Raw genomic sequence first — 23,846 nt, 5'->3', positions numbered from 1 at the left:
ATCACATCAGCCCCGCGTCGGTAAAGAGATACGATTCAAGCTATTCGCAGAGGACTCTAGAGCAATATGTGTTTAGGTTGACGCGACAGCGTCAAAATAAACACATGAAATTGCTCGCTAAAACAAAATTTAGAGCATCAGGCTAAAAGCTTGATGCTCTAAGGCGGCGGTGGAATGTCGCCGGAGGGGTGGGGCATTTTTTCAAAAAGTCCTCATGAAAAACGCGGCCACATCGCGTTGCTGCGTGCTTGGTAGGCCCTATAAGCCTCCCCGCGCTTCTGTAGCATTGACGCCTCCAAAGGCGGCACGCCGGTGAGGAACCGCAACACCAGAAACATCAACACTGGCGCGATGAGCGACAGCCAGGAAAGCGGCTCGGCATTTATCGCCATCACCGGAAACGCCAGCCAGAGCAAAGCCTCAAACAGATAATTCGGATGCCGGCAGAGGCGCCAGAGACCGTCCTCGCAGATGCCGCCAGGGCTGGTCTGGCGGGCGCGCCAGGCGCGCAGCTGTGCATCGGCCAAAGCTTCGCCGCTAAGGCAGAGCAGCAGGATCAGCACGCCCAGCACATCGCCAGGGCGCAGGCCTGGATCGGGCTGGGCGGCGGCGAGATAGAGGCTGATCGAGAGCAGGCCGGAGACCGGTCCCTGGCCGGACATCAGCCAGGCCATCTGTTTCTGGAAGCCAGCGCCTGCATCCTTGCGCATCTGCGCGTAACGCGCATCCTCGGGCCCGCTGGCGACGCGCAGCGCCACATGCAGCCCAAGCCGTAAGGACCAGACCAGCATCAACCCCGCCAGCAGCGCATGCCGCCAGAGCGCGCCGGGGGCGGCCAGGGCCACGCCGGCCAGGGCGAGGCCGGTGGAAAAAGTCCAGACCACATCCACCCAGCCGGCATTGTTCAAAGCCCGCTGCAGAAACGACCCCGCCGCCATGGCCAGCGTCACCGCCAGCCCGGCATAGAGGCAGAGGATCATGCGCTGGGCGCCAGCAGATAATGGCTCACCGCCCAGGGCTTGCCGCCGGCATGGCCGAACAGCCCGGCGGTGGCGAGGAAGAAGAGCCGCCAGCGGCGCTCCCATAGCGGCGCCTCGGCGCCGTAGGTGGCGGCGAGGATTTTCCGGACCTCGTCGATCCGCGCATCATAATTTTGCAGCCAGTGTTTCGCGGTGCGGGCGTAATGCCTGCCGTTCCAGCGCCAGTCCCGCTCCAGCGTGAACAGATCGGGGAACTGGGTGATCAGATCGTGGCTGGGCATGATGCCGCCGGTGAAGAAATGCTGGGCGATCCAGTCGGCCTCGTCCTCATGGTCGAAGCGGTAGGGCTGGCGCTCATGCGCGAAGACATGGATGAACAGCCGTCCCTCTGGCTTCAGCCAACCGCGCACGCGGGTGAGCAGGGCGCGCCAATTGGCCATATGTTCGAACATCTCCACGGAAACGACGCGGTCGAAGCGCGCATCGGTGGAGAATTCGTTCATGTCGGCGGTGATGACGCGCAGATTGGCCAAGCCCCGGGCGGCGGCCTCGGCTTCGATATATTGGCGCTGCGAGCCAGAGTTGGAGACGGCGACGATGCGGGCGCCGGGAAAGCGCGCCGCCATGAACAGGCTGAGCGAGCCCCAGCCGCAGCCCAGTTCTAGAATCTCCTGCCCGTCGGCGAGGCCGGCATGGGCGATGGTTTCCTCCAGCGCGTGCAGCTCGGCCTGATCCAGCGTTTCCCGACCAGTCGGGTAGAGGCAGCTCGAATATTTGCGCCGTTCGCCGAGGAAGAGGGCGAAGAATTCGGCCGGGATCTCGTAATGCTGGGCATTGGCGGTGCTGGCATGGGCGGCGATGGGGAAGGCGGCCATGCCGGCGGCGAAGCTGGCGCCGGAAGGCGGGGCCAGGTCCAGGGCCCGCCTAGTGCGCGCCACCAGACGGTTGATGCCAAGACCGATCAGCGCGTCCGGCAGCGGCGCGCGCTCGGCGAGGGCGGAGAGGCGGGCGGCGAAAGCGGTCATGCGGATCTCCTGATCAACCGGGTGAGCCAGGGCAGGCGCAAGCCCCCATCCAGCGAGGCGAGGCAAAGGCAGCCTTGGTCCCCGGCATGGGGCTGGTGGTTTGTGTGTTCGTCTTCCTCAATGAGGTCGCCGGCGGTGTACCGGTCGGCTTCGTCATGAAAATCGCCATGCAGCACCTGGGTGAATTCGGCGCCGCCATGGCTGTGGGCGAGCACGCGCTTATTCGCCGCGACGCGCAGCAGCATGACATTATCCTTCGGCGCCCAGGGCAGGCGCACGCGGCTATAGCGCACGCCTGGCGCCACCCAGAGCCAGCGGCTGATCTCGGCACTCGCCAGAATCCGCGGCAGGGTGCCGGCGGGCAGGCGCAGATCCGCCTGGCGGGGCAGGGCCGGGCTGCGCGGCGCTGGCTGGTCAAGCCGCGCCAGCGTATCGGTGAAGGCATCCAGCGCCAGGGATTCCGGCGGCATGTCCTCCAGCATGTCGCCGCCGATGGCCTCCAGACGGGCGATTTCGGCGCGGCAATGCGGGCAGCCCTCGGCATGGGCCGCCACCACGAGGGACTGGCCGGCGGGCAGGGTGCCGGCGGCGTAAGCCAGCAGCGTCTCCGGGCTGGGATGGTGCAGGATCACGGTACCTCTCCCAGGCTGGAGCGCAGCTTGGCCATGGCCAGGCGGATGCGGGATTTCACCGTGCCCAGCGGCAGATCGAGCGCGCTGGCGATGGCGGCGTGGGGGGTGTCGGAGAAGAAGAAGAGCTGCACGATCTGTTTCTGTTCAGGGCCGAGTTCGGCGATGGCGCCGCGCAGGCGGGCGGCCTGCTCGGCGGCGAGGGTGAGGGTTTCGGCCGAAGGCGCCGCTTCGGGCTCCGGCTCGGGTTGCGGGGGCAGACCCTTGGCGCGCCTGGCATGGTCGATGCGCGCATTGCGGGCAATCGCGAATACCCAGGTGGCGGCCCCGGCGCGGCTGGGGTCGAAATGCTCCGCCTTGCGCCAGAGCAGGATCATCACCTCCTGCGCCACCTCCTCGGCGGCGCCGGGCTCCATGCCGGCGCGGCGCAGAAAGGATTTCACCCGGGGGGCGAAATGCTTGAACAAGGCCGCGAAGGCCTGCTTGTCGCGCGCGGTGGCGACCCGGCGGATCAATGCCGCCAAGGTCGCCGCATCCGGGGCGGGGCCGCCGGCCTGGTTCACCGGCAAGGCCTGCGGCGGGGCGCGGCGGGCGGCAGAAGGAGGAGCAAAAGCATTCACAGACCACTATACGATACGTTGTCTAAATTGGATCAAGCCGGTTGATCCGAAACCCCGCGGACCGCGTATTTAAAACATGGACGCGATTGTTTCTTCTGCCGGGCGCCGGCGTATCGCTGTGATCGGGGCTGGCATTTCTGGCCTGTCCTGTGCCTGGGCGCTGTCGCGCGCGCATGATGTCACCTTGTTCGAGGCGTTGCCCCGGCTGGGCGGGCACAGCCATACGGTCGAGGTCGAGGGCACGAAGATCGATACCGGCTTCATCGTCTATAATGAGCCGGCCTATCCCAATCTCACCGCCTTGTTCGCGCATCTGGGGGTGGAGACGCGGGCGACGGATATGTCCTTCTCGGTTTCGCTGCGCGAAGGCGGGCTTGAATATGCGGGGACGGATCTGCGCGGTCTGTTCGCACAACCGGCCAATGCCCTGCGGCCGCGATTCTGGTCGATGTTGCGGGGAATTTTGCGCTTCTATAAGCGCGCGCCGGGCGACGCCGCCGCCCTGGCCGGGGTAAGCCTGGGCGATTATCTGCGCCATGGCGGCTATAGCGAGGCGTTTCTGCAGGACCATCTTTACCCGATGATCGCGGCGGTCTGGTCCTGCCCGGCGGGAGCGGCGGGGGATCTGCCGGCCGCTGCCTTCATCCGGTTCTGTGAAAATCATGGGCTGTTGAAGCTCACCGGCCGCCCGGTCTGGCGCAGCGTGGCGGGCGGCTCGCAGGCTTATGTCGCCAAGTTACGGGCGGCGTTCGCGGGTGAGGTAAGGGCGGGGCAGAAGGTGGCGCGGCTGCGGCGCCTGCCTGGCGGTGTGGCGCTGCGCCTGGCGGATGGCGCGGAAGAGGGGTTCGACGAGGTGGTGCTGGCCTGTCATGCGGACGAGGCATTCGCCCTGCTGGCCGATCCCTGCGCCACGGAGGCGCAGATTCTGGGCAGTTTCCGCACCACGGCGAACGAGGTGGTGCTGCATGGCGATGCGGCGGCGATGCCCCGGCGCCGCGCCGCCTGGGCCGCCTGGAACTACACGGGTGGCGATGCCCATGTGGCGGTGACCTATTGGATGAACCGGCTGCAGGGCCTGGCGGGGCGGGACTGGTTCGTCACCCTCAACCCGACCCGGGCGTTACGCGACGTGGCGCTGCGGCAAATTTTCACCCACCCGGTTTTCGACGTCGCGGCGCTGCGCGCGCAGGCGCGGATCTGGGAGGTGCAGGGGCTGCGCCGGACCTGGTTCTGCGGCGCCTGGTGGGGGGCGGGGTTTCACGAGGACGGGCTGCAGGCGGGGCTCGCGGTGGCGGAAGCGCTGGGCGCGCCGCGCCGGCCCTGGAATGTGGAGGGCGAATCAGCCCGTATCGCGCCGCGGCCCGCCTTCGAGGTGGCCGGGTGAACGCGCTCTACCCGGTCTGGGTCACCCATACCCGCACCCGGCCTCGCCAGCACAGCCTGGCCTATCAGGTGCCGTATCTGCTGCTGGATCTCGATGCGATGCCGCGCCTGCGGCTGTTTTCGCGCGGCGGCTTCAATCTGGTGAGCTTTCGCGACACCGACCATGGCGACGGCACCACGCCGTTGCGGGGCTGGGTGGAGCACCATCTCGCTGCGGCGGGGCTGCAGGCGGGAGCGGCGCGGATTACCCTGCTCGCGATGCCGCGCATCCTCGGGCTGGGCTTCAACCCGCTGAGCCTGTTTCTGTGCCATGATTCCGACGGTGTGCTGCGCGCGGTGCTGTATGAGGTCAATAATACCTTCGGCCAGCGCCACAGCTATCTCTGCCCGGTCGCAGAGCAGGACGGCGCCATCCGGCAAGGGGCGGAGAAGATATTTTACGTCTCGCCCTTCATGGAGATGGGGCTGCGCTACAGCTTCACCTTGCAGCCGCCCGGCGCCGCGCTGGGGCTGCATATCGCCGTGGCCGATGCGCAAGGGGTGATGCTGCGCGCCACCATGGCCGGGCGCCGGACGGCGCTGACCGATGCCGCGTTGCTGCGGCTGGTGCTGGCCCAGCCCTGGGCCGGGCTGAAGGTGCTGGCCGCCATCCATTGGGAAGCGTTGAAGATCTGGCGCAAGGGGATCGGGCTGCGGCCGCGTCCAGCCGCGCCCCGTGACGAGATCAGCCAGGGCTATAGCCGTTCCAGGAGACGTGCATGAGTGACATCGTTCAGCCCGCCATGATCCATGCCGAAGGCCGGCGCGGCTGGAGAACCGCCTTGTTGCGCCGCGCCATCGCGGGGTTGCGCTATGGCGGGCTGGTCTGCGTGACGCCTGAGGGCCACAGGCTGGAGGTGCAGGGTGATCTGCCCGGGCCGCAGGCGCGGCTGGTGCTGCATGATTGGCGGCTGCTGCGCGCTTTGGCGCTTGAGGGCGATACCGGCTTCGCCAACGCCTATATCGACGGCGGCTGGAGCAGCCCGGATCTCAGCGCGCTGCTGCAGATCTGCAATCTGAATTTCAGCGGCCAGGCGGAAGGCGCGCTCTCCGCGCCGCTGCGGGCGCTGCAAGGGCTGCGCCATAAGCGCCGGGCCAACAGCAGGGCCGGCGCCCGGCGCAACATCATGGCGCATTACGATCTCGGCAATGGCTTCTTCGCGCGCTGGCTGGATGAAACCATGCTCTATTCATCCGGCCTGTATGAGGGCGGCGCGGCGACGCTGGAGGCGGCGCAGGCGGCGAAGCTGGCGCTGATCGCAGAGTGGCTGGCGGTTGAGCCGGGGCAGAGCGTGCTGGAAATCGGCTGCGGCTGGGGCGCGCTGGCGCGGCATCTGGGCCAGCAGGGGGCGAAGGTGACCGGGCTGACCATTTCCCCGGCGCAGCTGGCCTGGGGGCAGCAGGTGATCCGCGATGCCGGGCTTGAGGAACGGGTGGAGCTGGTGCTGCGCGATTATCGCGACGAGGCCGGGCGCTATGACCGCATCGTCTCGGTGGAGATGTTCGAGGCCGTGGGCGAGGCCTATTGGCCCGGCTATTTCCAGACCCTGCGCCAGCGCCTGAAACCGGGCGGCAAGGCAGTGTTGCAGGTGATCAGCATCGCCGCCGAACGCTTCGCGGCCTATCGGCGCAGCCCGGATTTCATCCAGAGCCATATTTTCCCCGGCGGGATGCTGCCGGCCAAGGCGGAGATTGCGGCGCAGGCGCGCGCGGCGGGCCTGGTGCCGGGCCGGGTGCGGCATTTCGGCGCCTCTTATGCCCGTACACTGGCGGCGTGGCGGGAGCGCTTTACCGCCGCCTGGCCGGCCTTGGAGGGGCAGGGCTTCGATGAGCGCTTCCGCCGGCTCTGGGATTATTACCTTTGCTATTGCGAGGCGGGGTTTCTCACCGGCAGCGTCGATGTCGGGCTTTATGAGTTGCAAGGCTGAGGGGGGACGCGGGTGAAATTCTTCGGTCTGGCTTATCTGACGAGCGCGTTGGTGTTTCTGGGGCTGGATGCGGTCTGGCTGAGCCAGATGGGTCCCAGGCTTTATAAGCCCCTGCTGCGCGGGCTGCTGGCGGAGCAGGTCCGGCCGGCGCCGGCGATCATCTTCTACGGGCTTTATGTCGCCGGGATCGTCATTTTCGCGGTGCTGCCCGCGCCGCGCCCGGCGATGGCGCTGTGGCGCGGGGCGGTGTTCGGGCTGATCGCCTACGCCACCTACGATTTGACCAATCAGGCGACGATGCGGGGCTGGCCGACGGTGATCACCCTGGCCGACCTCGCCTGGGGGGCGTTCGCAACGGCGACCGCCGCCACGGTGGCGTGCATGATCTGCCAATGGCTGCTGCGGAGCTGACGTAGCCTTCCTGTCGCGGTCAGGCTTTGACGTCGTCGCGGGAATTTGGGAATGAGTTTCCATGTCCGCGCTGCCCGACCTCCATCCTGGCGACTATTTCGAATTGATGCCCGTCGCGTTGTGGGAGGAGGATCTCAGCGCCCTCAAGCTGATCATGGCGGCGTGGCGCAGGGAGGGCATAGAGGATCTCGAAGCCTACCTGGCCGCGCATCCTCACGAGATCAAGCGCTGCGCCCATTCGATCAAGATTTTGCGGGTCAATCAAAGCGCGCTGGATATGCTGGGGGCGAAAACCCATGAGGAGCTGACGGCGCATCTTGCCGTGATCATTCGTGACGATGCGTTGGCCCCCTACGCCCAGGAGCTGCTGCAAATCTGGCGCGGCCAGACGCGGTTCACCACCACCACGATGAATTACCGGCTGGATGGGACACGGATCGATATCCGCGTGAATGGCCGGATTCTCCCGGATGAGACGCAGAGCTGGTCGCGGGTGATCGTCGCCATCGAGGATGTCTCGGCCCAGGAGGATGCGCGCCGGGAGCTGGAGGCCAGCGAGCTGCAGGCGCGGGCGATGTTCAATGACTCGCCGGTCTCGCTTTGGTTTGAAAATTTCAGCCTGATCAAGACCCGGCTGGACGAGCTGCGCCATCGCGGCATCGTCGATTTCCGCACCTTCATCGATGTGCATCCTGATTTCGTTGAGATGTGCATGATGGATATCCATGTGCTGGATGTGAATATTCACACGCTCAGGCTGTTTCAGGCGCGCGACAAGGCGGATCTGCTCGCGCGGCTGGATGAGGTGTTCCGCGACGAGATGCGCGGGTTTTTCGCCGAGCAGCTGGTGGCGTTGTGGGAGGGCCGGCTGCGCCATGAGCGCGAGGTGCTGAATTACCGGCTGGATGGCGAAGCGCTGAACCTGATCCTGCAATTCTCGGTGATGCCGGGGCATGAGAAGGACTGGTCGAAAGTGCTGGTCTCGCTCACCGACATCACCGCCCGCAAGAAGGCCGAGGCCTACCTGGAATATCTCGGCAAGCATGACGTGCTGACCGGGCTTTATAATCGTAGCTTCTATATGGATGAGGTGAACCGGCTGGAGCGCAAGGGGCCGTTCCCGGTCTCGGTGATCCTGATCGACCTCAACGGCATGAAGCAGGTGAATGACGAATCCGGCCATGCCGCCGGGGATGCGATGCTGCGCCGGATCGGTGAGATTCTGACGCAGGTGGTGGAGAAGCCGGGCTGTGCGGCGCGCATTGGCGGGGATGAGTTCGTGATCCTGCTGCCGGGCAAGAGCGCGCTGGAGGCTCAGGCGGTGCTGAGCGATCTGGCGCGGGTGACCGAGCTGAATAATCAGTTCCATTCCACCCAGACTCGGCTGGTTCTCTCCGTCGGCATGGCGGTTTGCAAGGCCGGTGAAAAGCTGGAGGCGGCGATTCAGCGCGCGGATAGCGCCATGTATGCCGATAAACGGGCCTTTTACGCGACGGCGCCGGAGCTGGACCGGCGGTCAAGACTCTAAGCCTCAAGAGTTTTGGGGGCAAAATCCTAGCCTGCCCGCTGTGGCCGCCGTCAAGTTAAAAAGGCCGTTCGGGCGCAGATAATTCTGCCACAAAATCAACATCTAGTGTTGGCGACGCGATAAAGGCCGAGCTATGGTGTGGCCTCACGCGAGTCTCCGCGCCGCCCCTCGGCGCGGATATGCCAGATGGGAGCAAGCAATATGGATATTCCGGCGGATTTTACGGTGTCAGAAACCAGCAAGCGTTCCATATTGGAGAGCATGGCACCGATTTCCGCGCAGATCTGGGATTCCAAATACCGGCTGAAGGATGAGACCGGCACGCCGATCGACCTGACGGTCGAGGATATGTGGCGCCGTGTCGCCCGGGCGCTGGCCGAGGTGGAGAAAGAGCCGGCCCGCTGGGAGCAGCCTTTCTTCGAGGCGCTGCAGGATTTCCGCTTCATTCCCGCCGGGCGCATCCTCTCCGGGGCCGGCACCGCGCGCCGCGTGACCTTGTTCAACTGCTTCGTGATGGGCCGGATCGAGGATGATCTGGGCCAGATCTTCTCGCATCTGCGCGAGGCGGCGTTGACCATGCAGCAGGGCGGCGGCATCGGCTATGATTTCTCCTCGCTGCGCCCGAAAGGCGCGCTGGTGCGCGGGGTTGGCGCCGATGCCTCCGGCCCGCTCTCCTTCATGGATGTGTGGGATTCGATGTGCCGCACCATCATGTCCGCCGGCGCGCGCCGTGGCGCGATGATGGCGGTGATGCGCTGCGACCACCCGGATGTGGAAGATTTCATCGCCGCCAAGCGCGAGCCCGGGCGGCTGCGCAATTTCAACTGCTCCGTGCTGGTGACCGACGATTTCATGGCCGCATTGCAGGCGGATGCGCCCTGGGACCTGAAATTCGACGGCAAGACCTACCGCACCGTGCAGGCCCGCGCTCTGTGGGACAAGATCACCCGCGCCACCTATGATTACGCCGAGCCGGGGGTGATTTTCATCGACCGGATCAATAAGCGCAATAACCTCTATTATTGCGAGACGATCAACGCCACCAACCCGTGCGGCGAGCAGCCGCTGCCGCCCTACGGCGCCTGCCTGCTGGGCTCGATCAACCTCGCCAAGCTGGTGCGCAACCCGTTTGAAGAGGGCGCGCATATCGACGAGGCGGAACTGGCCAAGCTGGTCGGCACCGCCATCCGGATGATGGACAACACCATCGACGCCTCGGGCTTCCCGCTGGAGGCGCAGGCGAAGGAAGCCGAGGCGAAGCGGCGCATCGGTCTGGGCATGACCGGCCTGGCCGACGCGCTGATGATGTGCGGGCTGCGCTACGGCACCGAAAAAGCCGCCGCCCAGGCGAGCGAATGGGCCCGCCAGGTGGAGCGCGCCGCCTATCTGGCCTCCGCCCATCTCGCCGCCGAAAAGGGCGCCTTCCCGCTTTATGACGAGGCGAAATATCTGGCTGGCGAGACCATTTCCGGGCTGGATGAAGAGGTGCGCGACACCATCGCCGCGAACGGCATCCGCAACGCGCTGCTGACCTCGATCGCGCCGACGGGCACGATCTCGCTGGTGGCGGATAACGTCTCCTCCGGCGTGGAGCCGGTCTTTGCGCTGGCCTATACCCGCAAGGTGCTGCAGCGCGATGGCTCGCGCCGCGAGGAAGAGGTGACGGATTACGCGCTGCGCCTTTACCGCCAGAAATTCGGCGCCGAGGCGGTGCTGCCCGATTATTTCGTCACCGCGCAGGATCTGGAGCCGGCCGAGCATGTGCGCATGCAGGCCGCCGTGCAGAAGCATGTGGACAGCGCGATTTCCAAGACCGTGAACGTGCCGGCCGATATCAGCTTCGAGGCCTTCCAGGAGGTGTATCTCGATGCCTATCGCAGCGGCTGCAAGGGCTGCACCACCTACCGGCCGAATGACGTGACCGGCTCTGTGCTGTCGGTTTCCGCCCCTGCGCCGGCCCCTGAAGCGGCCCCCGCGCCGGTGAAGCCGGTGGAGGATCCGCTCGGGCTGCTGACGCGCGCCGACCGTCTGGTCGGGGCGACCTACAAGCTGCGTTGGCCCGACAGCGAGCATGCGATGTATGTCACCATCAATGACATCGAGCAAGACGGCGTGCGCCGGCCCTTCGAAGTGTTCGTGAACTCCAAGAATCTGGAGCATTATGCCTGGGTGGTGGCGCTGACCCGGATGATCTCGGCGGTGTTCCGCCGCGGCGGCGAGGTGGCGTTCGTGGCCGAGGAGCTGAAGCAGGTCTTCGACCCGCGCGGCGGCCAGTGGGCGCAGGGGCGCTATGTGCCGTCTCTGGTGGCGGCGATCGGCGATGTGATCGAGCGGCATATGATCGAGACCGGCTTCCTGACCCTGCCGGATGATGAGCCGGCCTATGGCAAGCTGCGGGCTGAGGCGGTGGCGCCAGCCACCGGCACCGCGCTGGGCAGCCTGTGCCCGAAATGCAGCCAGCCCGGCCTGGTGCGCGAGGCGGGCTGTTTGAGCTGCGTGCAATGCGGCTGGTCGAAATGCGGCTGAACGAGAGCGACATCCGATCAAACGGCCCCGTTTGATCGGGCAAACTTGCTCGTTCCAACAAAAAGTCAGCGCTGAACTCCTGAAAAACCCCGCCAATGGCGGGGTTTTTTGTGGACACCGTGTCGCCTACACGTGCTGGCCGCCATTGATGTGGATTTCCGCCCCATTCACGTAGGAGGAGGCATCGGTGCAGAGGAAATGGATGGTCTGCGCCACTTCCGTGGGGGTGCCCAGCCGCTTCATCGGCACTTCCGCGTCGACCAGCTCGTCAGTGCCTTCGGAGAGGATGGCGGTGCTGATCTCGCCGGGCGCGATGGCGTTGGCGCGCACCCCGCGGCTGCCGAACTCGTGCGCCATCTCGCGGGTGAGCGCGGCCAGCGCCGCCTTGGACGCGGCATAGGCGACCCCGGCAAACGGATGCACCCGGGACCCGGCGATGGAGGTGACATTGACGATGGAGCCCCGGGCGCGCTCCAGCTCCGGTAACAAAGCCCGGGCGAGCAGGGCGGTGGAGACGAGATTGACGTTGAGCACCTTGGTCCAGAGCGCGGCATCCGTCTCGATCACCCCCATGCGCCCGCCCTCCGGGCCTTTCGGCGAGATGCCGGCATTATTCACCAGAGCGTGCAGCCTGCCGCCATCCAGTCGGGCACGGACCGCCTCGGCCAAGCCGGCAATGCCGCCGAGATCCTCAAGATCCGCCTGCAGATGGCTCTCTCTGGCATTTGGCCAGCGGCATTCCGGCGAGAAAGGCTGGCGGGAGACGGTGAGGATGCGCCAGCCGCGCTCCTGAAACAGCTTCACCGTGGCATGGCCGATGCCGCGGCTGGCGCCGGTGAGCAGCAGAACGGGTTTCGGGTCGGACATTCAGGGCTCCTGTTTCAGCTGGGCGGGGGCCAGGATGGGCTGTGCGATGCGGCGTGGCAATATCATGTCGGCGCAGGCGCAGGCGCGGCACAAAATTTGCATTGTAATGCCGCGGGCCATCGCTCTTCCCGGGCGCTGCTGCCTATTGCCAATCCCGGCCCTTCTCTGGAGGGTCTCACAAAGATAAGGACGCGGACTTGCACGCAGCGATTGATCGGCACCGCCAAGACTGGGAGGCGCCGGAACTCGGCCTGCCCCAGGCAACGATCATTGCCATCCTCCTGGTGGCCTTGATCTCCCTGGCGGCTTTATGGGTAACGCTCGGCATAAAGCCGAAAACCGTTCCACAAACCATCCAGGTGACGCAGGCCAGCCTGACCAGCTTGCCGCAACCCAAGCCGCCACCGCCGCCGCCGCCGAAAGTCGTGCCGCCGCCCAAGCCGGTGCCGGCGGTGATCCCGAAGCCGCCGCCGGTGCCGAGCAAAATCGTGGTGGCGACGAAACCGCCCCCGCCGGTGCATCACGTCATCAAGCCGCCGCCGCCGCGGCCGGTGGTGCATCATACCCCGGCGCCGCCAAAGCCGCAGCCGCCGCAGCCAGCCGCGCGCGCCACGCCGGCCCCGCCGCCGCCGCACCCGGCCCCTCCGGCTGCGGCGCCGACCAGCGGCATCGGCCCCTACGGCGCCACCATGCACGCGATCATCCAGGCCAACCAAAGCGTGCCGCCGGGCATTTCTCAGATGGGGCTGTCAGGAACGGCGGTGATCAAGATCGAGGTTGATCCCAGCGGCCGGATCATCGCGGTCAGCCTGGTGCGCTCAAGCGGTAATCCGCTGATCGACAAGACCGCGCTGGACCATGCGCGCGAGGCGCATTTCCCCGCCTTCAACAGCAACATGCCAGGTTCCGCCTTGACTTTCGAGGTGCCGGTGGAGATCAGCCCTGGCGATGGCGGCAATGATTAAAGTTTCTCGTCGCGAGAACAAGAAAGCCTAAAATCTAAACAGCAAAAGCCTGTTTTTTAGAGCCTCGATGAAATGCCCGCCCTTCTCAAGGCGGGCATTTTTTGTTGGCTAAGGAGAGTGTCGCCGATCGCCTCTTTTAGGTGCATGCAATCTACTGCAGTTTTAGACATATTCCCACTCAATAGGTAATGCAGCAGACATAAACATAATGCCGCAACCGCGCTTTTGGAAATCTTATAATTAATTTCGTTAATTTTTGTCGCGAAGCTGAATCAAAGCCTGGGCTTGGCATCATGCTTGCTCATTAGGCCCCAATGTCTCGCTGGGCGCATTGAAACATGGGCTGGGCAGATGGGGATCAACAACAAGAGGCTTCGTATGAAGAATAAGGCAAGCAACCTTCGAAAGCATTTATTGCTGTTTACGGCGTGCAGCTTTGTCGGCGCCGTATCGATGAATCATGTCGCTCACGCGCAGAGCGCCGCCACGACGGAAGATCCGGTGATCGTGCCGGGCCTCGGCAGCGCCAGCGGCACCAGCGCCTACGAAATTCAAAAGGTACATATACGCTATAAGAAAAATCTCCTGAAGGAGAAGGATCTCCCCAGCTCCATCACCGAGCTCGACAGCAAGAGCGTGACACGCGTGAACCCCACCATGGGGTCCATCCAGACCTTGCTTAAACAAGCGCCTTCCGTCACCGCCTACGCGCAGGGGCCGGGCCAGAGCGCGCCGACTTTGGCCATTCGCGGTGTGAAAAATGACGAGCTGGCGGAAACGCTGGACGGCGTGCCGATCACCAGCCTGTTGGGCGGCGCCGGGGATTATCTCTCCAACAATGTCAGCGGGCCGATCACGCTGCCGGAAATCGACTCAGCCACGGTCTATCCTGGCGTGGCGCCGCCGGAGCGCCAAGGCTTTGGCACCGTCGGCGGCACCATTGCCTACACGGCCAAAGCGCCGACCGACAAGCCTTATGCGGAACTTGAAGGTGGCTATGGCTCTTTCGACACCTCCCATTTCGGTTTCACCATCAATACCGGCAAATGGTATAATGGCGTTGACGCGCCAAAGACCTTGCTGCTTTACGACCAGAGTGAAACCGCCGGCTATGTCGCCAACACCCCGGCGCATTATCATAATTTCCTGATGAATACGGTAAAGCCGTTTGACGATGGCTTGACCCAGGTCGGGTTGCTGGTGATCTTCAACCAGGGTAACGGCACGATTCAAAGCACGCCAACGCCGACCGCGCTGATTGATAAATATGGCTGGAACTATAATTTCCCGACCAATCTGGGCTATTATAATCAGTACGGAAAATTCCTGACCACGATCCTCAGCGATAAGAGCTATATCAACCAATATCTGGATTTCCAGGGTTCGGTATTCTATATCCACCAGGACCAGAAGGTTGATTCTTATTGCGCCCCCTCCACGACCGATGGCAGCTTGCCCTACGCGGTCAATGCGCAGTGTCCGGAGACTTTTTACGGCGATATCACACCATCTTCGGCTTTCACCTACAACCCGACCGCCGTATTCGGCAGCGCGGGAGCGGGCGAATCGTCTGAGTTCTGGCATACATGGGGGAACACCTACGGCTTCACGCCGCAGCTGAACATCCATCTGCCACATAACACGATCGCAATCGGTGGCTTGATCGCCAAGCAAACTTCGAGCCAGACGCAATATATTTACGGCAGCGATTTGGCGCAGGAGAATCAGATCAACGGCTATAATTCTGACGTTCTTGGTGGTGCCTATCAGCGTTCCGTCTATGTCGGCTATATTTCGGACAAGATCGATCTGCTCAAGAACAAGCTGCATATCGAGCCGGCCTTTCGGGTCACCTCGGCCTATACCAGCAACATTGTGCAGCAGAATTTCTCTGCGGCGACCGGGAAATATCAGAATTTCACCAAAGTCGGCGAACCCTATATCGGCATTTCCTATGATCTGCCATGGCATCTGACGCCTTATGCGACCTACGGCAAGGGCTCGCTGTTCTCGCCTGTCTCGGATTACGGCTCAGGATCCAACCCGCTTTCGGGGTCTGAAACCGCGCCGACACCTGAAATCGTGCATATGTATGAGGCGGGGTTGCGTTATGACACGCCTGATCTTTACTTAAGCGCCGACTATTTCTATCAGAAGGTGAACGACGCGTTCTCTTTCTATGAAAACTATCTCACTGGCACCTCCTACTACGCCAACCAGGGCGGCTTCCTGGTCCGCGGCGTTGAGGTTGCGGGTAAGGCACGCCTGACACCCGCGGTTACGCTCTCTGGGAATTTTTCCTATAATAACACCGACTATACGGACAGTGCCTTCGAGTTCGTGACCCTGGCCAACGATCAGTTTGGCTATGCCTTTAAGGGTACGCCATTCTCGAACACCCCGACCTACCTGGCCAATGTCGCCCTTGATTATGATAAAGGGCCTTGGACCGCTGAAGTATCCGCGCAATATACGGGCCGGGAAAATCAAACCTACGATATTCTGACGCCCAGCGATCCGGGAAGCATGCTCTCCGGCGCGACGACAACGGATCTTCAAAACACCAATGATCCGAATTTGATCTTCAATTTCAACGCCAGCTACAAGATCCCGGTGAACACCCACCGGATCAAGAGCCTGAAGCTGACCTTCACGGCGCTGAATATTTTCGACGTGCATTATTACACCTACAAATATAACTCCGAAGTTGCATATAAGGGCGTCTACTCGGTCCTTCCGGAATATGAATCCGGTTTGATCGGCCCGCCGCGCTCCTTGCAGCTGGATCTTGTCGCCAGGTTCTAAGCCACGGATCCCGGCGGTTCGCCGCCGGGATTTCCTTCTACCTGATTTGAAGTTGAAGCTTATGCGTTTCCTGGCATGTCGACCGAAGCAAAAAACCTTAAAGATGAATTTTCGTGCCTTTCTTTTCGGCTGCATGCTCGTGTTTCAAGCTGTGCCTTTTTCCGCGCGTGCCATTCAGAATGATTGCCACACCATCGTCATTCCGCCGGGTCTGGGAATTGGCCCCGGGGCGGATGTCACCTCATTCAACCCGCTATTCGTAACGTCTCTTTATAATCAAGAGGCGATATGGATGATGTTTGAGCAGCTCATATGGGTCAATCGCAATCACGACATTGACTGGACGCGCTCGCTCGCGAGCTCCATTTCCATTGGCGATGACGGCAAGACGTTCGATATCACGCTGCGGCCTTGGGTGTGGTCGGATGGTGTTCCGGTTACCAGCGCCGATATTCTCTATACCTACAAGCTCATACAGAGCTACGGCCAGAACTATTCAAGATATGGTGGCGGTGGCGTGCCGATGCTCATCCAGAGCATGACCGCACCCGATGCCGAGCATGTGCGGATCGTACTCAAGCATGCGGTTAATCCACAATGGTTCATTCTCAACGGCATTTCCCAATTCACGCCGCTGCCGCAACATATATGGGGAAAATATACAACCAATCAGATTTGGGATGAGCAATCGAACCCGGCTTTTTTTTCGGTTGTCGATGGTCCTTTGAAAATCCGAAAACTGGCGATCGGACAATATGCTGAATTCGTGCCGAATCCTCTTTACCCCGGCGCCAAAATGCATTTTGAACGGTTTTTTATGAAGTTTCAAAATAATGAGGGCGAAGAGCTGCAGGCCGTTCAATCTGGCGATATAGATATGGGCAATGTCCCGTTCGATCTTTATAGCAAAGCCGCTGGAATGCGGGGTACAAGGCTGGTGACAATGCCGCCCGCCTATTCCTGGAACGAACTGGTGCCAAACCTCCTTAATAAATCGACTGGTTTTTTCAAGGATATCCGTGTACGCCAGGCCCTGGCCGACGCGATCAACCAAAAAGAGATCATTCGGATCGCTTTCCATGGGCACGGTATTGAAACCTATAATCCTGTCCCGCCAGTGCCCGCCAATTTTCTATCCCCATCGGCCAAGCAAGGCGACTATCCGGTCGGCTATAACCCTCAGAAGGCTCGGATGCTGCTCAAAGCCGCCGGCTTCACCCCGGGGAAGGATGGCATTCTTCAGAAAGACGGGCAGAGGCTCGAATTTACTTTGGAGATTCCGGCGGGGCAGGACATGCGGATTGAAATCGCTGAGCTCATCCAGCAGGATCTGAAAGCGGTAGGCATAGATATGAAGGTGCAGCAGGTCGAGTTTAACGAGCTTTTGACAGCCATGGTCAGTATGCCGCAAAGCTGGCAGGCCATCCTGATCGCGGAGGATCTGTCGCCGTACCCGAGTGGAGAATATCTTTTCAAAACGGGCGGTTATTATAACAATAATGGTTATGCAGATAAAACAATGGATCAACTGATTGACGAAAGCACCAACCTGCCTGGCATGCAGGCTTTGTTTGCCTACCAGGATTATGCTTCGGCGCAACAGCCGGTGATCTTTTTGCCAGAGGAGGAGTATTCGGTTCTTGCAAGAGAGAATGTTCATGGTGTTCGAGATTTCATGAACCCGCTAGGCATGTGGGCGCCGGAGAAGTTGTTTTGCACCGCGCATTGAAATATCTGCTCGCCGGCGCCGTGGCGCTGGCCGTGCATGCGCCGGCGATTGCCGGAACATCAAGCCCCATTCCTGGAAATTGTGGAACCATCATCGTACCGACCGGCATTGGCATTGGTACCGGTGCTGATGTCACCAACTTCAATCCTCTGCTCACCAATTCGCTTTACAATGCGGAAGCCTCATCTTTGATGTTTCAGCCGCTATTATGGATAAGCGGCGCGACCCTGCAGATTGACTGGTCACGTAGCATTGCCAGCTCGGTAACGACGCCGGACCAGGGGACAAGTTTCGATGTGAAGATGCGCCCCTGGGTTTGGTCTGACGGTGTGCCGGTGACAAGTGCCGATGTTGCCTATACCTGGAAATTGATCCAGTCCTTCGGCGCGACATATGCGTATTATGGCGCTGGCGGGATGCCAGATATCATCAAGCAGTTGCAGATTATCGGTCCCGAGGAATTCCGCGTCGTTCTGAAGCGGCAAGTGAATCCGCAATGGTTCATCATGAACGGCTTGCTCCTGCTGTCGCCCTTGCCAGAACATGTCTGGAAACATTTCACCTCTGATGAAATCTATCAGCACCAGAGCGACGTGAAATTTTTCCAGGTCGTGGATGGACCTTTGAAGCCGCTGGCATTGCATGTCGGGCAGGATCTGATAATGGTCCCAAATCAAAAATGGCCGTTTGCGAAGCTCAATTTCAACAGATTTATTTTTAAATTCGTGGATACCGATGGCCAGACCGTCCAGCAATTTGAAGATGGCGAGCTGGATATGATCAACATACCCTTCGGTCTCTGGAATGCCGTGCAGCATCTCTCTGGCGCCTACAAGATCAAGCTTCCGATGCCACTCGATTACAACGATTTAGTTCTAAATTTCCGCAATCCAAAGGTGGCGTTCTTCCGCGATGTACGGGTTCGCCAGGCTATGGAAGATGCGATTGATCAACAGGAAATGATACAACTTATCGATCATGGCATAGGTGCCGAGCACTGGGGACCCGTTCCCACGCAGCCACCGACATTCCTGACACCCGCGATGCAGGCTGGCCATTATCCGGTGAGCTATGATCCCGCACATGCGCGGCAGCTTTTGGAGCAGGCCGGATACAGCCCAGGCGCTGACGGAATCATGCAGAAAGACGGAAAGAAGCTGGAATTCACCTTCCTTGATACCACGGGGAGTGTCTTGGGGCAGCAGATCACCCTGATGACGCAGGCCTATCTGCGTCGGATCGGGATTGATATGCGGGTAAGGGAAATGGAATTCAATCAGGTTATGGCGTTGCTGAACGATCCACATGCAGATTGGGAAGCGACCGGATTGGGCGGTGACGTTGGCGCTTATCCTACTGGCGAGCTCAACTTCAAGACGGGATCTTTTGAAAATTCCGGCGGATATTCAGATCCAACCATGGATAAGCTGATCGATGAAAGCACAAATCAACCAGGACTGAGCGGCCTGTACGCTTATGAGACCTATGCCAGCGCGCAGCAGCCGGTGCTCTTCATGGAACGCGAAGGCGTCGCCATGCTCGCCCATAACCGGATCAAGGGTGCCGCGGGCTTTGTCGATCAGCTCTATAATTACTATCCTGAAAAATTATATTGCGAATCGCCGCAGGGGAGGGAAGCGCAATGATGAAGATGATCCTCAGGCGTCTTGCCTCATCTTGCCTGTCTCTTTTTATCCTGGTGGCGCTGGTGTTTTTTCTGGCGCATCTTACGCCGGGCGGTCCCGCCTACTCGATTCTCGGGCAGAAAGCGACGCCGGAATCGGTCGCCCAGCTCAACCAGCGCCTTGGGCTGGACCAGCCTTTGCTCAAGCAATTCGGCCTCTGGATATGGCACTTGCTGCATGGGGAGCTTGGCTATTCCTATTTGCTCAACCGTCCAGTCGGACAGCTGCTCTGGGTATATGAGAGAAATACTCTCATCTTCTATACCGTTTCCATTATCATCAGTACGGCCTTGTCGATCGCGCTGGGGCTCATTCAGGGCGTATGGTTTGGCCGTTGGCCGGCTAAGCTGATCGGCGCGTTTCAGCTCGGCTTCTACGCGTTACCGCCCTTTTTTGTGGCCGCGATGCTGATCCTTTGGTTCGCTGTCGATGTCCATTGGCTTCCCGCCAGCGGCATTATCGATCTTCGCGATCCGCACGCCGGTATCGCCAGCTTCGCCGCGCATCTGGTGCTGCCGGTCACCACGGTATCGCTGCTCACGGTCTCTTCCCTGTCGCGCTATTTTGGCGAGGCGGTGCATGAGGAGCTGGGGAAGGATTATGTCCGTACGGCGCGGGCGAAAGGGGTGGGCTTCGCGTCGATTCTGTTCCGGCACGTGATGCGCAATGCCCTGCGGCCCCTCATTACCATCCTGGGACTCTCCTTTCCCTACATTTTCACTGGCGGTGTCATCGTGGAATCCGTTTTCAACTATCCAGGCCTGGGCTGGCTCATGTGGCGCTCGGCCTTGTCGCAGGATTATCCGATCCTGATCGCGATTGTCCTGGTCATCGGCGTGCTCACCGTGCTCGGCAATTTGCTGGCCGATCTGGTCAACGGCCTGCTGGATCCGAGGGCGAGCTATGAGTGAGGCGGCGATGCTCAGTCTTTCGAAGTCGCTGGGCGGGCGGCTCGCCGGCAACGCGACGCTGAAGGCCGGCCTGGTCCTGAGCGCGTTGATCCTGTTCCTCGGCTTCGTGGCGCCCTTTTTGGATCCGGTGAACCCCTACACGATTCACCCTTCGCACGCCTTGCAAGCGCCGGACGGGCAGTTTCTGTTCGGTACGGATGAGCTGGGGCGGGATGCGCTGGCCTTGCTGCTCTCCGGCGGCTTCACCACCTTGATCGTGGCGTTGCCGGCGGCGGTCCTGGCTTTTTTCATAGGTGTCACCTACGGCTTCATCTCCGGTCTCGGCCCCGCCTGGCTCGACCGTTTGCTGATGCGCCTGCTCGATGTGGTGCTGGCGCTGCCCAGCCTCATCGTGTTGCTGTTCTTCGCGGCGCTGGTGCCGCAATCCAATTTCAATCTCATCCTGCTCTTGGGTCTGATCTCCTGGCCGAGCCTGGCGCGGCTCGTCCGCAACGAGGTGCTGGCGCAGCGCGGCCGTGATTTCATGCTGGCGGCCCGGCAATCCGGTGCCTCGTCAGCCTACCTCGCACGGGTGCATCTGCTGCGCGTGATCGCGCCGATCCTGGTGGTCAACGGCACCTTCATGATTGGCGATTCGGTTCTGGCCACATCCGCGCTCTCCTTTTTGGGGCTTGGCGTGCAGCCGCCGCAGGAAAGTTGGGGCAGCTTGCTGCAAGGCGCGCTGGATATCGCCGCACTCGATCCGTGGTGGCTGATCCTGCCGCCCGGCCTGTTGATTTTTGGCGCGCTCCTGGCGGCGTCGTTGACGGGGCAGGGGCTGTTGCAAATCTGGGGGAATAAGCGTTGAACGCCGTGCTCGAGATCAAGAATTTATCCGTCACGCTGAATCGCGGCGGCAGCAATGTGGCCATTCTCGACCAGCTCAATCTCCGCATCGCACCGGGTGAAATGCAGGCGCTGGTCGGCGAAAGTGGCTCCGGTAAAACCATCGCGGCACTGGCCATCATGCGTCTGTTGCCGCCAGGGGCGAAAATTAGCGGCGAGATTCTGCTGAACGGTGAAAATCTCGCCGCCGTCGCGGAGCCGCGCATGCGCCAGGTCCGCGGCAAATCGGTTGCCATGGTCTTTCAGAATCCGCTCGCGGCGCTGAATCCGAGCCGCACCATCGCAGCACAGATCGGCGAAGCCTGGCAGGTGCATCAAGGCGGCGGCGCGGCGCAGGCCCGGGCCCGGGCGCTGGAGCTGTTGGACGAGGTTGGCATTCCGGATGCGAAAAGCCGGCTCAATGATTATCCGCACCAGTTTTCTGGCGGCATGCGCCAACGCGTGATGATCGCGATGTCGCTGGCCTGCTCGCCGCATTTGCTGATCGCCGATGAGCCTACCACCGGTCTTGATCCGCTGATCGCGCAGCAGATCATGGCGTTGATCGCGCGGCTGCGGCGCGAGCGCGACATGGCGGTGCTCTTTGTCACGCATGATCTCTCGGTGGTGCAGGAACATGCGGATTCGATCCATGTGCTGTATGCCGGGCGCTCGGTGGAATGGGGCGCGGCGGCGTCGTTTTTTCAGCACCCGCGTCACCCTTATTCCGAGGCTTTGCTGGGCTCGGTGGCGCGGCTGGGCCAGGCGCGGCTGCGCAACATTCCGGGGAATTTGCCCGAGCCGGAACAGCGCCCGCCCGGCTGCCGGTTCGCGCCGCGCTGCGCCTATGCTGGCGAGGGCTGTAGCGCCGCCTACCCGCAGGCGAATGCGCAAGGCGCCACGCTGGCCGCCTGCCTCTATCCGCTGCCGCGCCCGTCCCGGCCGGCCTTTGCCGAGAGCCTGGCCCCGCGCCCCGCGCGAAACTTCGCGCCGCTGCTCGATGTGACGGATCTCGGCGTGCGCTATCGCGGTGCCGGCGGTTGGTTCGGGGCGGCGCGCCGTCTGCCCCCCTCGCTGGCCGAGGTCAGCTTCCGGCTCGGGCGCGGCGAATGTCTGGGCGTGGTCGGCGAGAGCGGTTCTGGCAAATCCAGCCTCGGCCGCGCGGTGCTGCAAATGATCGAGTATGACGGTCAGGTCACGCTCGATGGTCATGATTTCCACGCCATGGCCGGCCGCGCGAAGCGGGATTTGCGCCGGAAAATTCAGGTTGTTTTCCAGGACCCGCGGGAGAGCATGAATCCGCGCATGACCATCGGCGAGGTGATCGCCGAGCCGCTGCGGCTGCGCGGCGGCATGAACAACGCCGCGCGCCGCGCGCGGGTGGAGGCGCTGCTGGGCCAGGTCGGCCTGAATCCCGAGATGGCGGCGCGCCATCCTGGCGATGTCTCCGGCGGCCAGGCGCAGCGCATCGCCATCGCCCGCGCCCTGGCGGCGGAACCGGAATTGATCGTGCTCGATGAGCCGACCTCGGCGCTCGATGTCTCCACCCAGGCGATGTTGCTGAACCTGCTGAAGGATCTCAGCCTCAAGCACGCTCTCTCCTACATTCTCATCAGCCATGATTTCGCGGTCGTCAGCTACATGTCTGACCGGATCGCCGTGCTCAATGCCGGCCGGATCGTCGAGATGAACGAGACCGCGGCGCTGCTCTCGGCGCCGCGCGCAGCCTACACGCGGGCGCTCATTGGCGCGGCCCCGCAACTTCAACCCATGCAAGCTTAGGAGTTTTTATCATGTTGGAATTTGTTCGATTGGTCATGTTGACCGGCGGCCTGCTGGCGATCATGCCGGTGCTGCTGATCATCACCCTCGCCGTCGCGGTGGAGCGGTTTTATATCCTCAAGAAAATCCTGCGCCAGGGTCGCTATGCGCACAGCAATCTGCGCAAGGTTCCGGATAACGATGTGGACGGGCTGCAGGCGATCGTCGAGGCTTCGAGCGATGCGCTGCAGAGCCGGCTGATCAGCACAGCCATCGCCATTCGCGGCGAAAGCGCTGAGGACATGGATCTGCGGCTGGACGAGGAAATCCTCGCCGCCAGCCCGAAGATCACGCGCCGGCTCTGGGTGCTGGATACCTCCGTCACCATCGCGCCGCTGCTCGGCCTGTTCGGCACCATCGTCGGCATGATTCAGGCCTTCAACGTGCTCTCCTCCAATGGCGGCCCCTCGAAGGTCACGGGCGGCATCGCGGATGCGCTGGTCTCCACCGGCGCGGGCCTGCTCATCGCCATCATCGCGGTTTATTTTGTGAATTATTACAGCACTTTGTCGCGTGAGATCATGCATCAGCTGGAGTTGATCAAGGTGGTGCTGATCAACCGCATGCAGGGCCGCGAGACCCGGGTCGAGCCGGCGCGTCCGGTGCGCCTGTCGGCGGGGGGCTAAGCGCATGGCCCGCAGACGCCGCCACGACCCGCTGGAGCGGGAGAAGCCCCGGCTCGAAATCGTGCCGATGATCGACATCATGATGTTCCTGCTGGTGTTCTTCGTGATGATCGTGCTGCGCATGATCCCGGATTCGGGTGTCACGCTGCATCTGCCCGGCGCTTCCACCGCGCAGCCCTTGCCGCACACCCAGGTGGTGATCATCATCGACCAGCAAGGCGCGATGCATGTGAAGGACCAGGTGATGGACGATACCCAGCTGGAAACCTATCTCGAAGGCGAGAAGGCCGGGCACGATACCGATGTGATCGTCGCCGGGGACAAGGGCACCAAGCTGCAGCAGCTGATGAGCGTGATGGATCTGGTGCGCAAGGCCGGCATCACCAATATCGGCATCGCCACGGATAATCACGACGGATCTTGAATAAAGCGGTTGCGGTCCGGGCTTGCACGGTCCGCAACCGGTCCGGCACAAACATATAAACCATCGCCGAGTCTGCGACG

General features: G+C 62.0%; 20 protein-coding genes. 15 read left to right on the top strand and 5 right to left on the bottom strand.

What is annotated here, in order from left to right:
- Positions 1 to 212 precede the first annotated feature (212 nt).
- From ACZ46S_RS09200 to ACZ46S_RS09185, 4 genes are read right to left on the bottom strand one after another with little or no spacing between them, the layout of a single operon-like run.
- Positions 213 to 980 (bottom strand): DUF1295 domain-containing protein, encoded by a 768-nt coding sequence (locus tag ACZ46S_RS09200; protein WP_464061469.1) that lies wholly within the window; start codon positions 978 to 980, stop codon positions 213 to 215.
- A complete protein-coding gene (locus ACZ46S_RS09195; protein ID WP_464061468.1) occupies positions 977 to 2,005 on the bottom strand; it encodes an SAM-dependent methyltransferase in 1,029 nt (342 codons plus the stop codon). The genes ACZ46S_RS09200 and ACZ46S_RS09195 overlap by 4 nt, the downstream gene beginning before the upstream one ends.
- Positions 2,002 to 2,637, bottom strand: coding sequence for a ChrR family anti-sigma-E factor (locus ACZ46S_RS09190; RefSeq protein ID WP_464061467.1), 636 nt, complete (start codon positions 2,635 to 2,637; stop codon positions 2,002 to 2,004). The genes ACZ46S_RS09195 and ACZ46S_RS09190 overlap by 4 nt, the downstream gene beginning before the upstream one ends.
- On the bottom strand, positions 2,634 to 3,254 hold the full coding sequence (locus ACZ46S_RS09185) for a sigma-70 family RNA polymerase sigma factor (protein ID WP_295741790.1): 621 nt from the start codon (positions 3,252 to 3,254) through the stop codon (positions 2,634 to 2,636). Before ACZ46S_RS09185 ends, ACZ46S_RS09190 begins: the two co-directional genes overlap by 4 nt.
- 76 nt (positions 3,255 to 3,330) lie before the next feature.
- Between ACZ46S_RS09185 and ACZ46S_RS09180 the strand changes: the two genes are divergently transcribed.
- The 6 genes from ACZ46S_RS09180 (at position 3,331) to ACZ46S_RS09155 (ending at position 11,069) form a co-directional block, all read left to right on the top strand.
- Positions 3,331 to 4,638 (top strand): NAD(P)/FAD-dependent oxidoreductase, encoded by a 1,308-nt coding sequence (locus ACZ46S_RS09180; protein WP_464061466.1) that lies wholly within the window; start codon positions 3,331 to 3,333, stop codon positions 4,636 to 4,638.
- Positions 4,635 to 5,399, top strand: coding sequence for a DUF1365 domain-containing protein (locus ACZ46S_RS09175; protein ID WP_464061465.1), 765 nt, complete (start codon positions 4,635 to 4,637; stop codon positions 5,397 to 5,399). Before ACZ46S_RS09180 ends, ACZ46S_RS09175 begins: the two co-directional genes overlap by 4 nt.
- Entirely contained in the window at positions 5,396 to 6,604 is a 1,209-nt protein-coding gene (locus tag ACZ46S_RS09170) for a class I SAM-dependent methyltransferase (RefSeq protein ID WP_464064258.1), read from the top strand. The genes ACZ46S_RS09175 and ACZ46S_RS09170 overlap by 4 nt, the downstream gene beginning before the upstream one ends.
- Before the next feature lie 12 nt (positions 6,605 to 6,616).
- Complete coding sequence (locus ACZ46S_RS09165) at positions 6,617 to 7,015, top strand: DUF2177 family protein (protein WP_464064257.1); 399 nt, start codon at positions 6,617 to 6,619, stop codon at positions 7,013 to 7,015.
- Between the two features lie 61 nt (positions 7,016 to 7,076).
- Complete coding sequence (locus tag ACZ46S_RS09160; protein WP_464064256.1) at positions 7,077 to 8,543, top strand: sensor domain-containing diguanylate cyclase; 1,467 nt, start codon at positions 7,077 to 7,079, stop codon at positions 8,541 to 8,543.
- A 261-nt stretch (positions 8,544 to 8,804) separates the two neighbouring features.
- A complete protein-coding gene (locus tag ACZ46S_RS09155; protein ID WP_464064255.1) occupies positions 8,805 to 11,069 on the top strand; it encodes an adenosylcobalamin-dependent ribonucleoside-diphosphate reductase in 2,265 nt (754 codons plus the stop codon).
- Positions 11,070 to 11,195: 126 nt separating this feature from the next.
- Here the strand turns inward: ACZ46S_RS09155 and ACZ46S_RS09150 are convergent, their stop codons facing one another.
- Entirely contained in the window at positions 11,196 to 11,936 is a 741-nt protein-coding gene (locus tag ACZ46S_RS09150; protein WP_464064254.1) for an SDR family NAD(P)-dependent oxidoreductase, read from the bottom strand.
- Between the two features lie 197 nt (positions 11,937 to 12,133).
- Here ACZ46S_RS09150 and ACZ46S_RS09145 point away from each other — a divergent pair, with 197 nt between their 5' ends.
- From ACZ46S_RS09145 to ACZ46S_RS09105, 9 genes are all read left to right on the top strand, one after another.
- Positions 12,134 to 12,901 carry an energy transducer TonB family protein gene (locus tag ACZ46S_RS09145; protein ID WP_464064253.1) on the top strand — a complete coding sequence of 256 codons (768 nt, stop codon included), beginning with the start codon at positions 12,134 to 12,136 and terminating at the stop codon, positions 12,899 to 12,901.
- A 453-nt stretch (positions 12,902 to 13,354) separates the two neighbouring features.
- Entirely contained in the window at positions 13,355 to 15,706 is a 2,352-nt protein-coding gene (locus ACZ46S_RS09140; protein WP_464064252.1) for a TonB-dependent receptor, read from the top strand.
- A gap of 103 nt (positions 15,707 to 15,809) precedes the next feature.
- The gene (locus ACZ46S_RS09135; protein WP_464064251.1) at positions 15,810 to 17,435 is read left to right on the top strand and encodes a peptide ABC transporter substrate-binding protein; all 1,626 of its coding nucleotides are present in this window, start codon (positions 15,810 to 15,812) and stop codon (positions 17,433 to 17,435) included.
- A complete protein-coding gene (locus ACZ46S_RS09130; protein ID WP_464064250.1) occupies positions 17,432 to 19,081 on the top strand; it encodes a peptide ABC transporter substrate-binding protein in 1,650 nt (549 codons plus the stop codon). The genes ACZ46S_RS09135 and ACZ46S_RS09130 overlap by 4 nt, the downstream gene beginning before the upstream one ends.
- Positions 19,078 to 20,031, top strand: a complete 954-nt coding sequence (locus ACZ46S_RS09125) for an ABC transporter permease (protein ID WP_464064249.1) — start codon at positions 19,078 to 19,080, stop codon at positions 20,029 to 20,031. The genes ACZ46S_RS09130 and ACZ46S_RS09125 overlap by 4 nt, the downstream gene beginning before the upstream one ends.
- Positions 20,032 to 20,038: 7 nt before the next feature.
- Positions 20,039 to 20,878, top strand: coding sequence for an ABC transporter permease (locus tag ACZ46S_RS09120; RefSeq protein ID WP_295741755.1), 840 nt, complete (start codon positions 20,039 to 20,041; stop codon positions 20,876 to 20,878).
- A 5-nt stretch (positions 20,879 to 20,883) separates the two neighbouring features.
- Positions 20,884 to 22,677 (top strand): dipeptide ABC transporter ATP-binding protein, encoded by a 1,794-nt coding sequence (locus ACZ46S_RS09115; RefSeq protein WP_464064275.1) that lies wholly within the window; start codon positions 20,884 to 20,886, stop codon positions 22,675 to 22,677.
- 11 nt (positions 22,678 to 22,688) lie between these two features.
- Positions 22,689 to 23,342, top strand: a complete 654-nt coding sequence (locus ACZ46S_RS09110; protein ID WP_295741750.1) for a MotA/TolQ/ExbB proton channel family protein — start codon at positions 22,689 to 22,691, stop codon at positions 23,340 to 23,342.
- A 4-nt stretch (positions 23,343 to 23,346) separates the two neighbouring features.
- Positions 23,347 to 23,766: an ExbD/TolR family protein gene (locus ACZ46S_RS09105; protein WP_026439808.1), complete on the top strand. Its 420-nt coding sequence runs from the start codon at positions 23,347 to 23,349 to the stop codon at positions 23,764 to 23,766.
- Positions 23,767 to 23,846 lie beyond the last annotated feature (80 nt).

It is taken from the genome of Acidocella aluminiidurans, from assembly GCF_055383125.1.
This window is presented reverse-complemented; position numbering and strand designations above follow the sequence as displayed.

Bases quoted from the DNA above. Each gene is read 5' to 3' on its own strand.
- ACZ46S_RS09200 (WP_464061469.1), bottom strand. From the start codon at position 980: ATGATCCTCTGCCTCTATGCCGGGCTGGCGGTGACGCTGGCCATGGCG.
- ACZ46S_RS09195 (WP_464061468.1), bottom strand. From the start codon at position 2,005: ATGACCGCTTTCGCCGCCCGCCTCTCCGCCCTCGCCGAGCGCGCGCCG.
- ACZ46S_RS09180 (WP_464061466.1), top strand. From the start codon at position 3,331: ATGGACGCGATTGTTTCTTCTGCCGGGCGCCGGCGTATCGCTGTGATC.
- ACZ46S_RS09170 (WP_464064258.1), top strand. From the start codon at position 5,396: ATGAGTGACATCGTTCAGCCCGCCATGATCCATGCCGAAGGCCGGCGC.
- ACZ46S_RS09160 (WP_464064256.1), top strand. From the start codon at position 7,077: ATGTCCGCGCTGCCCGACCTCCATCCTGGCGACTATTTCGAATTGATG.
- ACZ46S_RS09155 (WP_464064255.1), top strand. From the start codon at position 8,805: ATGGCACCGATTTCCGCGCAGATCTGGGATTCCAAATACCGGCTGAAG.
- ACZ46S_RS09150 (WP_464064254.1), bottom strand. From the start codon at position 11,936: ATGTCCGACCCGAAACCCGTTCTGCTGCTCACCGGCGCCAGCCGCGGC.
- ACZ46S_RS09140 (WP_464064252.1), top strand. From the start codon at position 13,355: ATGAATCATGTCGCTCACGCGCAGAGCGCCGCCACGACGGAAGATCCG.
- ACZ46S_RS09135 (WP_464064251.1), top strand. From the start codon at position 15,810: ATGAATTTTCGTGCCTTTCTTTTCGGCTGCATGCTCGTGTTTCAAGCT.
- ACZ46S_RS09125 (WP_464064249.1), top strand. From the start codon at position 19,078: ATGATGAAGATGATCCTCAGGCGTCTTGCCTCATCTTGCCTGTCTCTT.
- ACZ46S_RS09120 (WP_295741755.1), top strand. From the start codon at position 20,039: ATGCTCAGTCTTTCGAAGTCGCTGGGCGGGCGGCTCGCCGGCAACGCG.
- ACZ46S_RS09110 (WP_295741750.1), top strand. From the start codon at position 22,689: ATGTTGGAATTTGTTCGATTGGTCATGTTGACCGGCGGCCTGCTGGCG.
- ACZ46S_RS09105 (WP_026439808.1), top strand. From the start codon at position 23,347: ATGGCCCGCAGACGCCGCCACGACCCGCTGGAGCGGGAGAAGCCCCGG.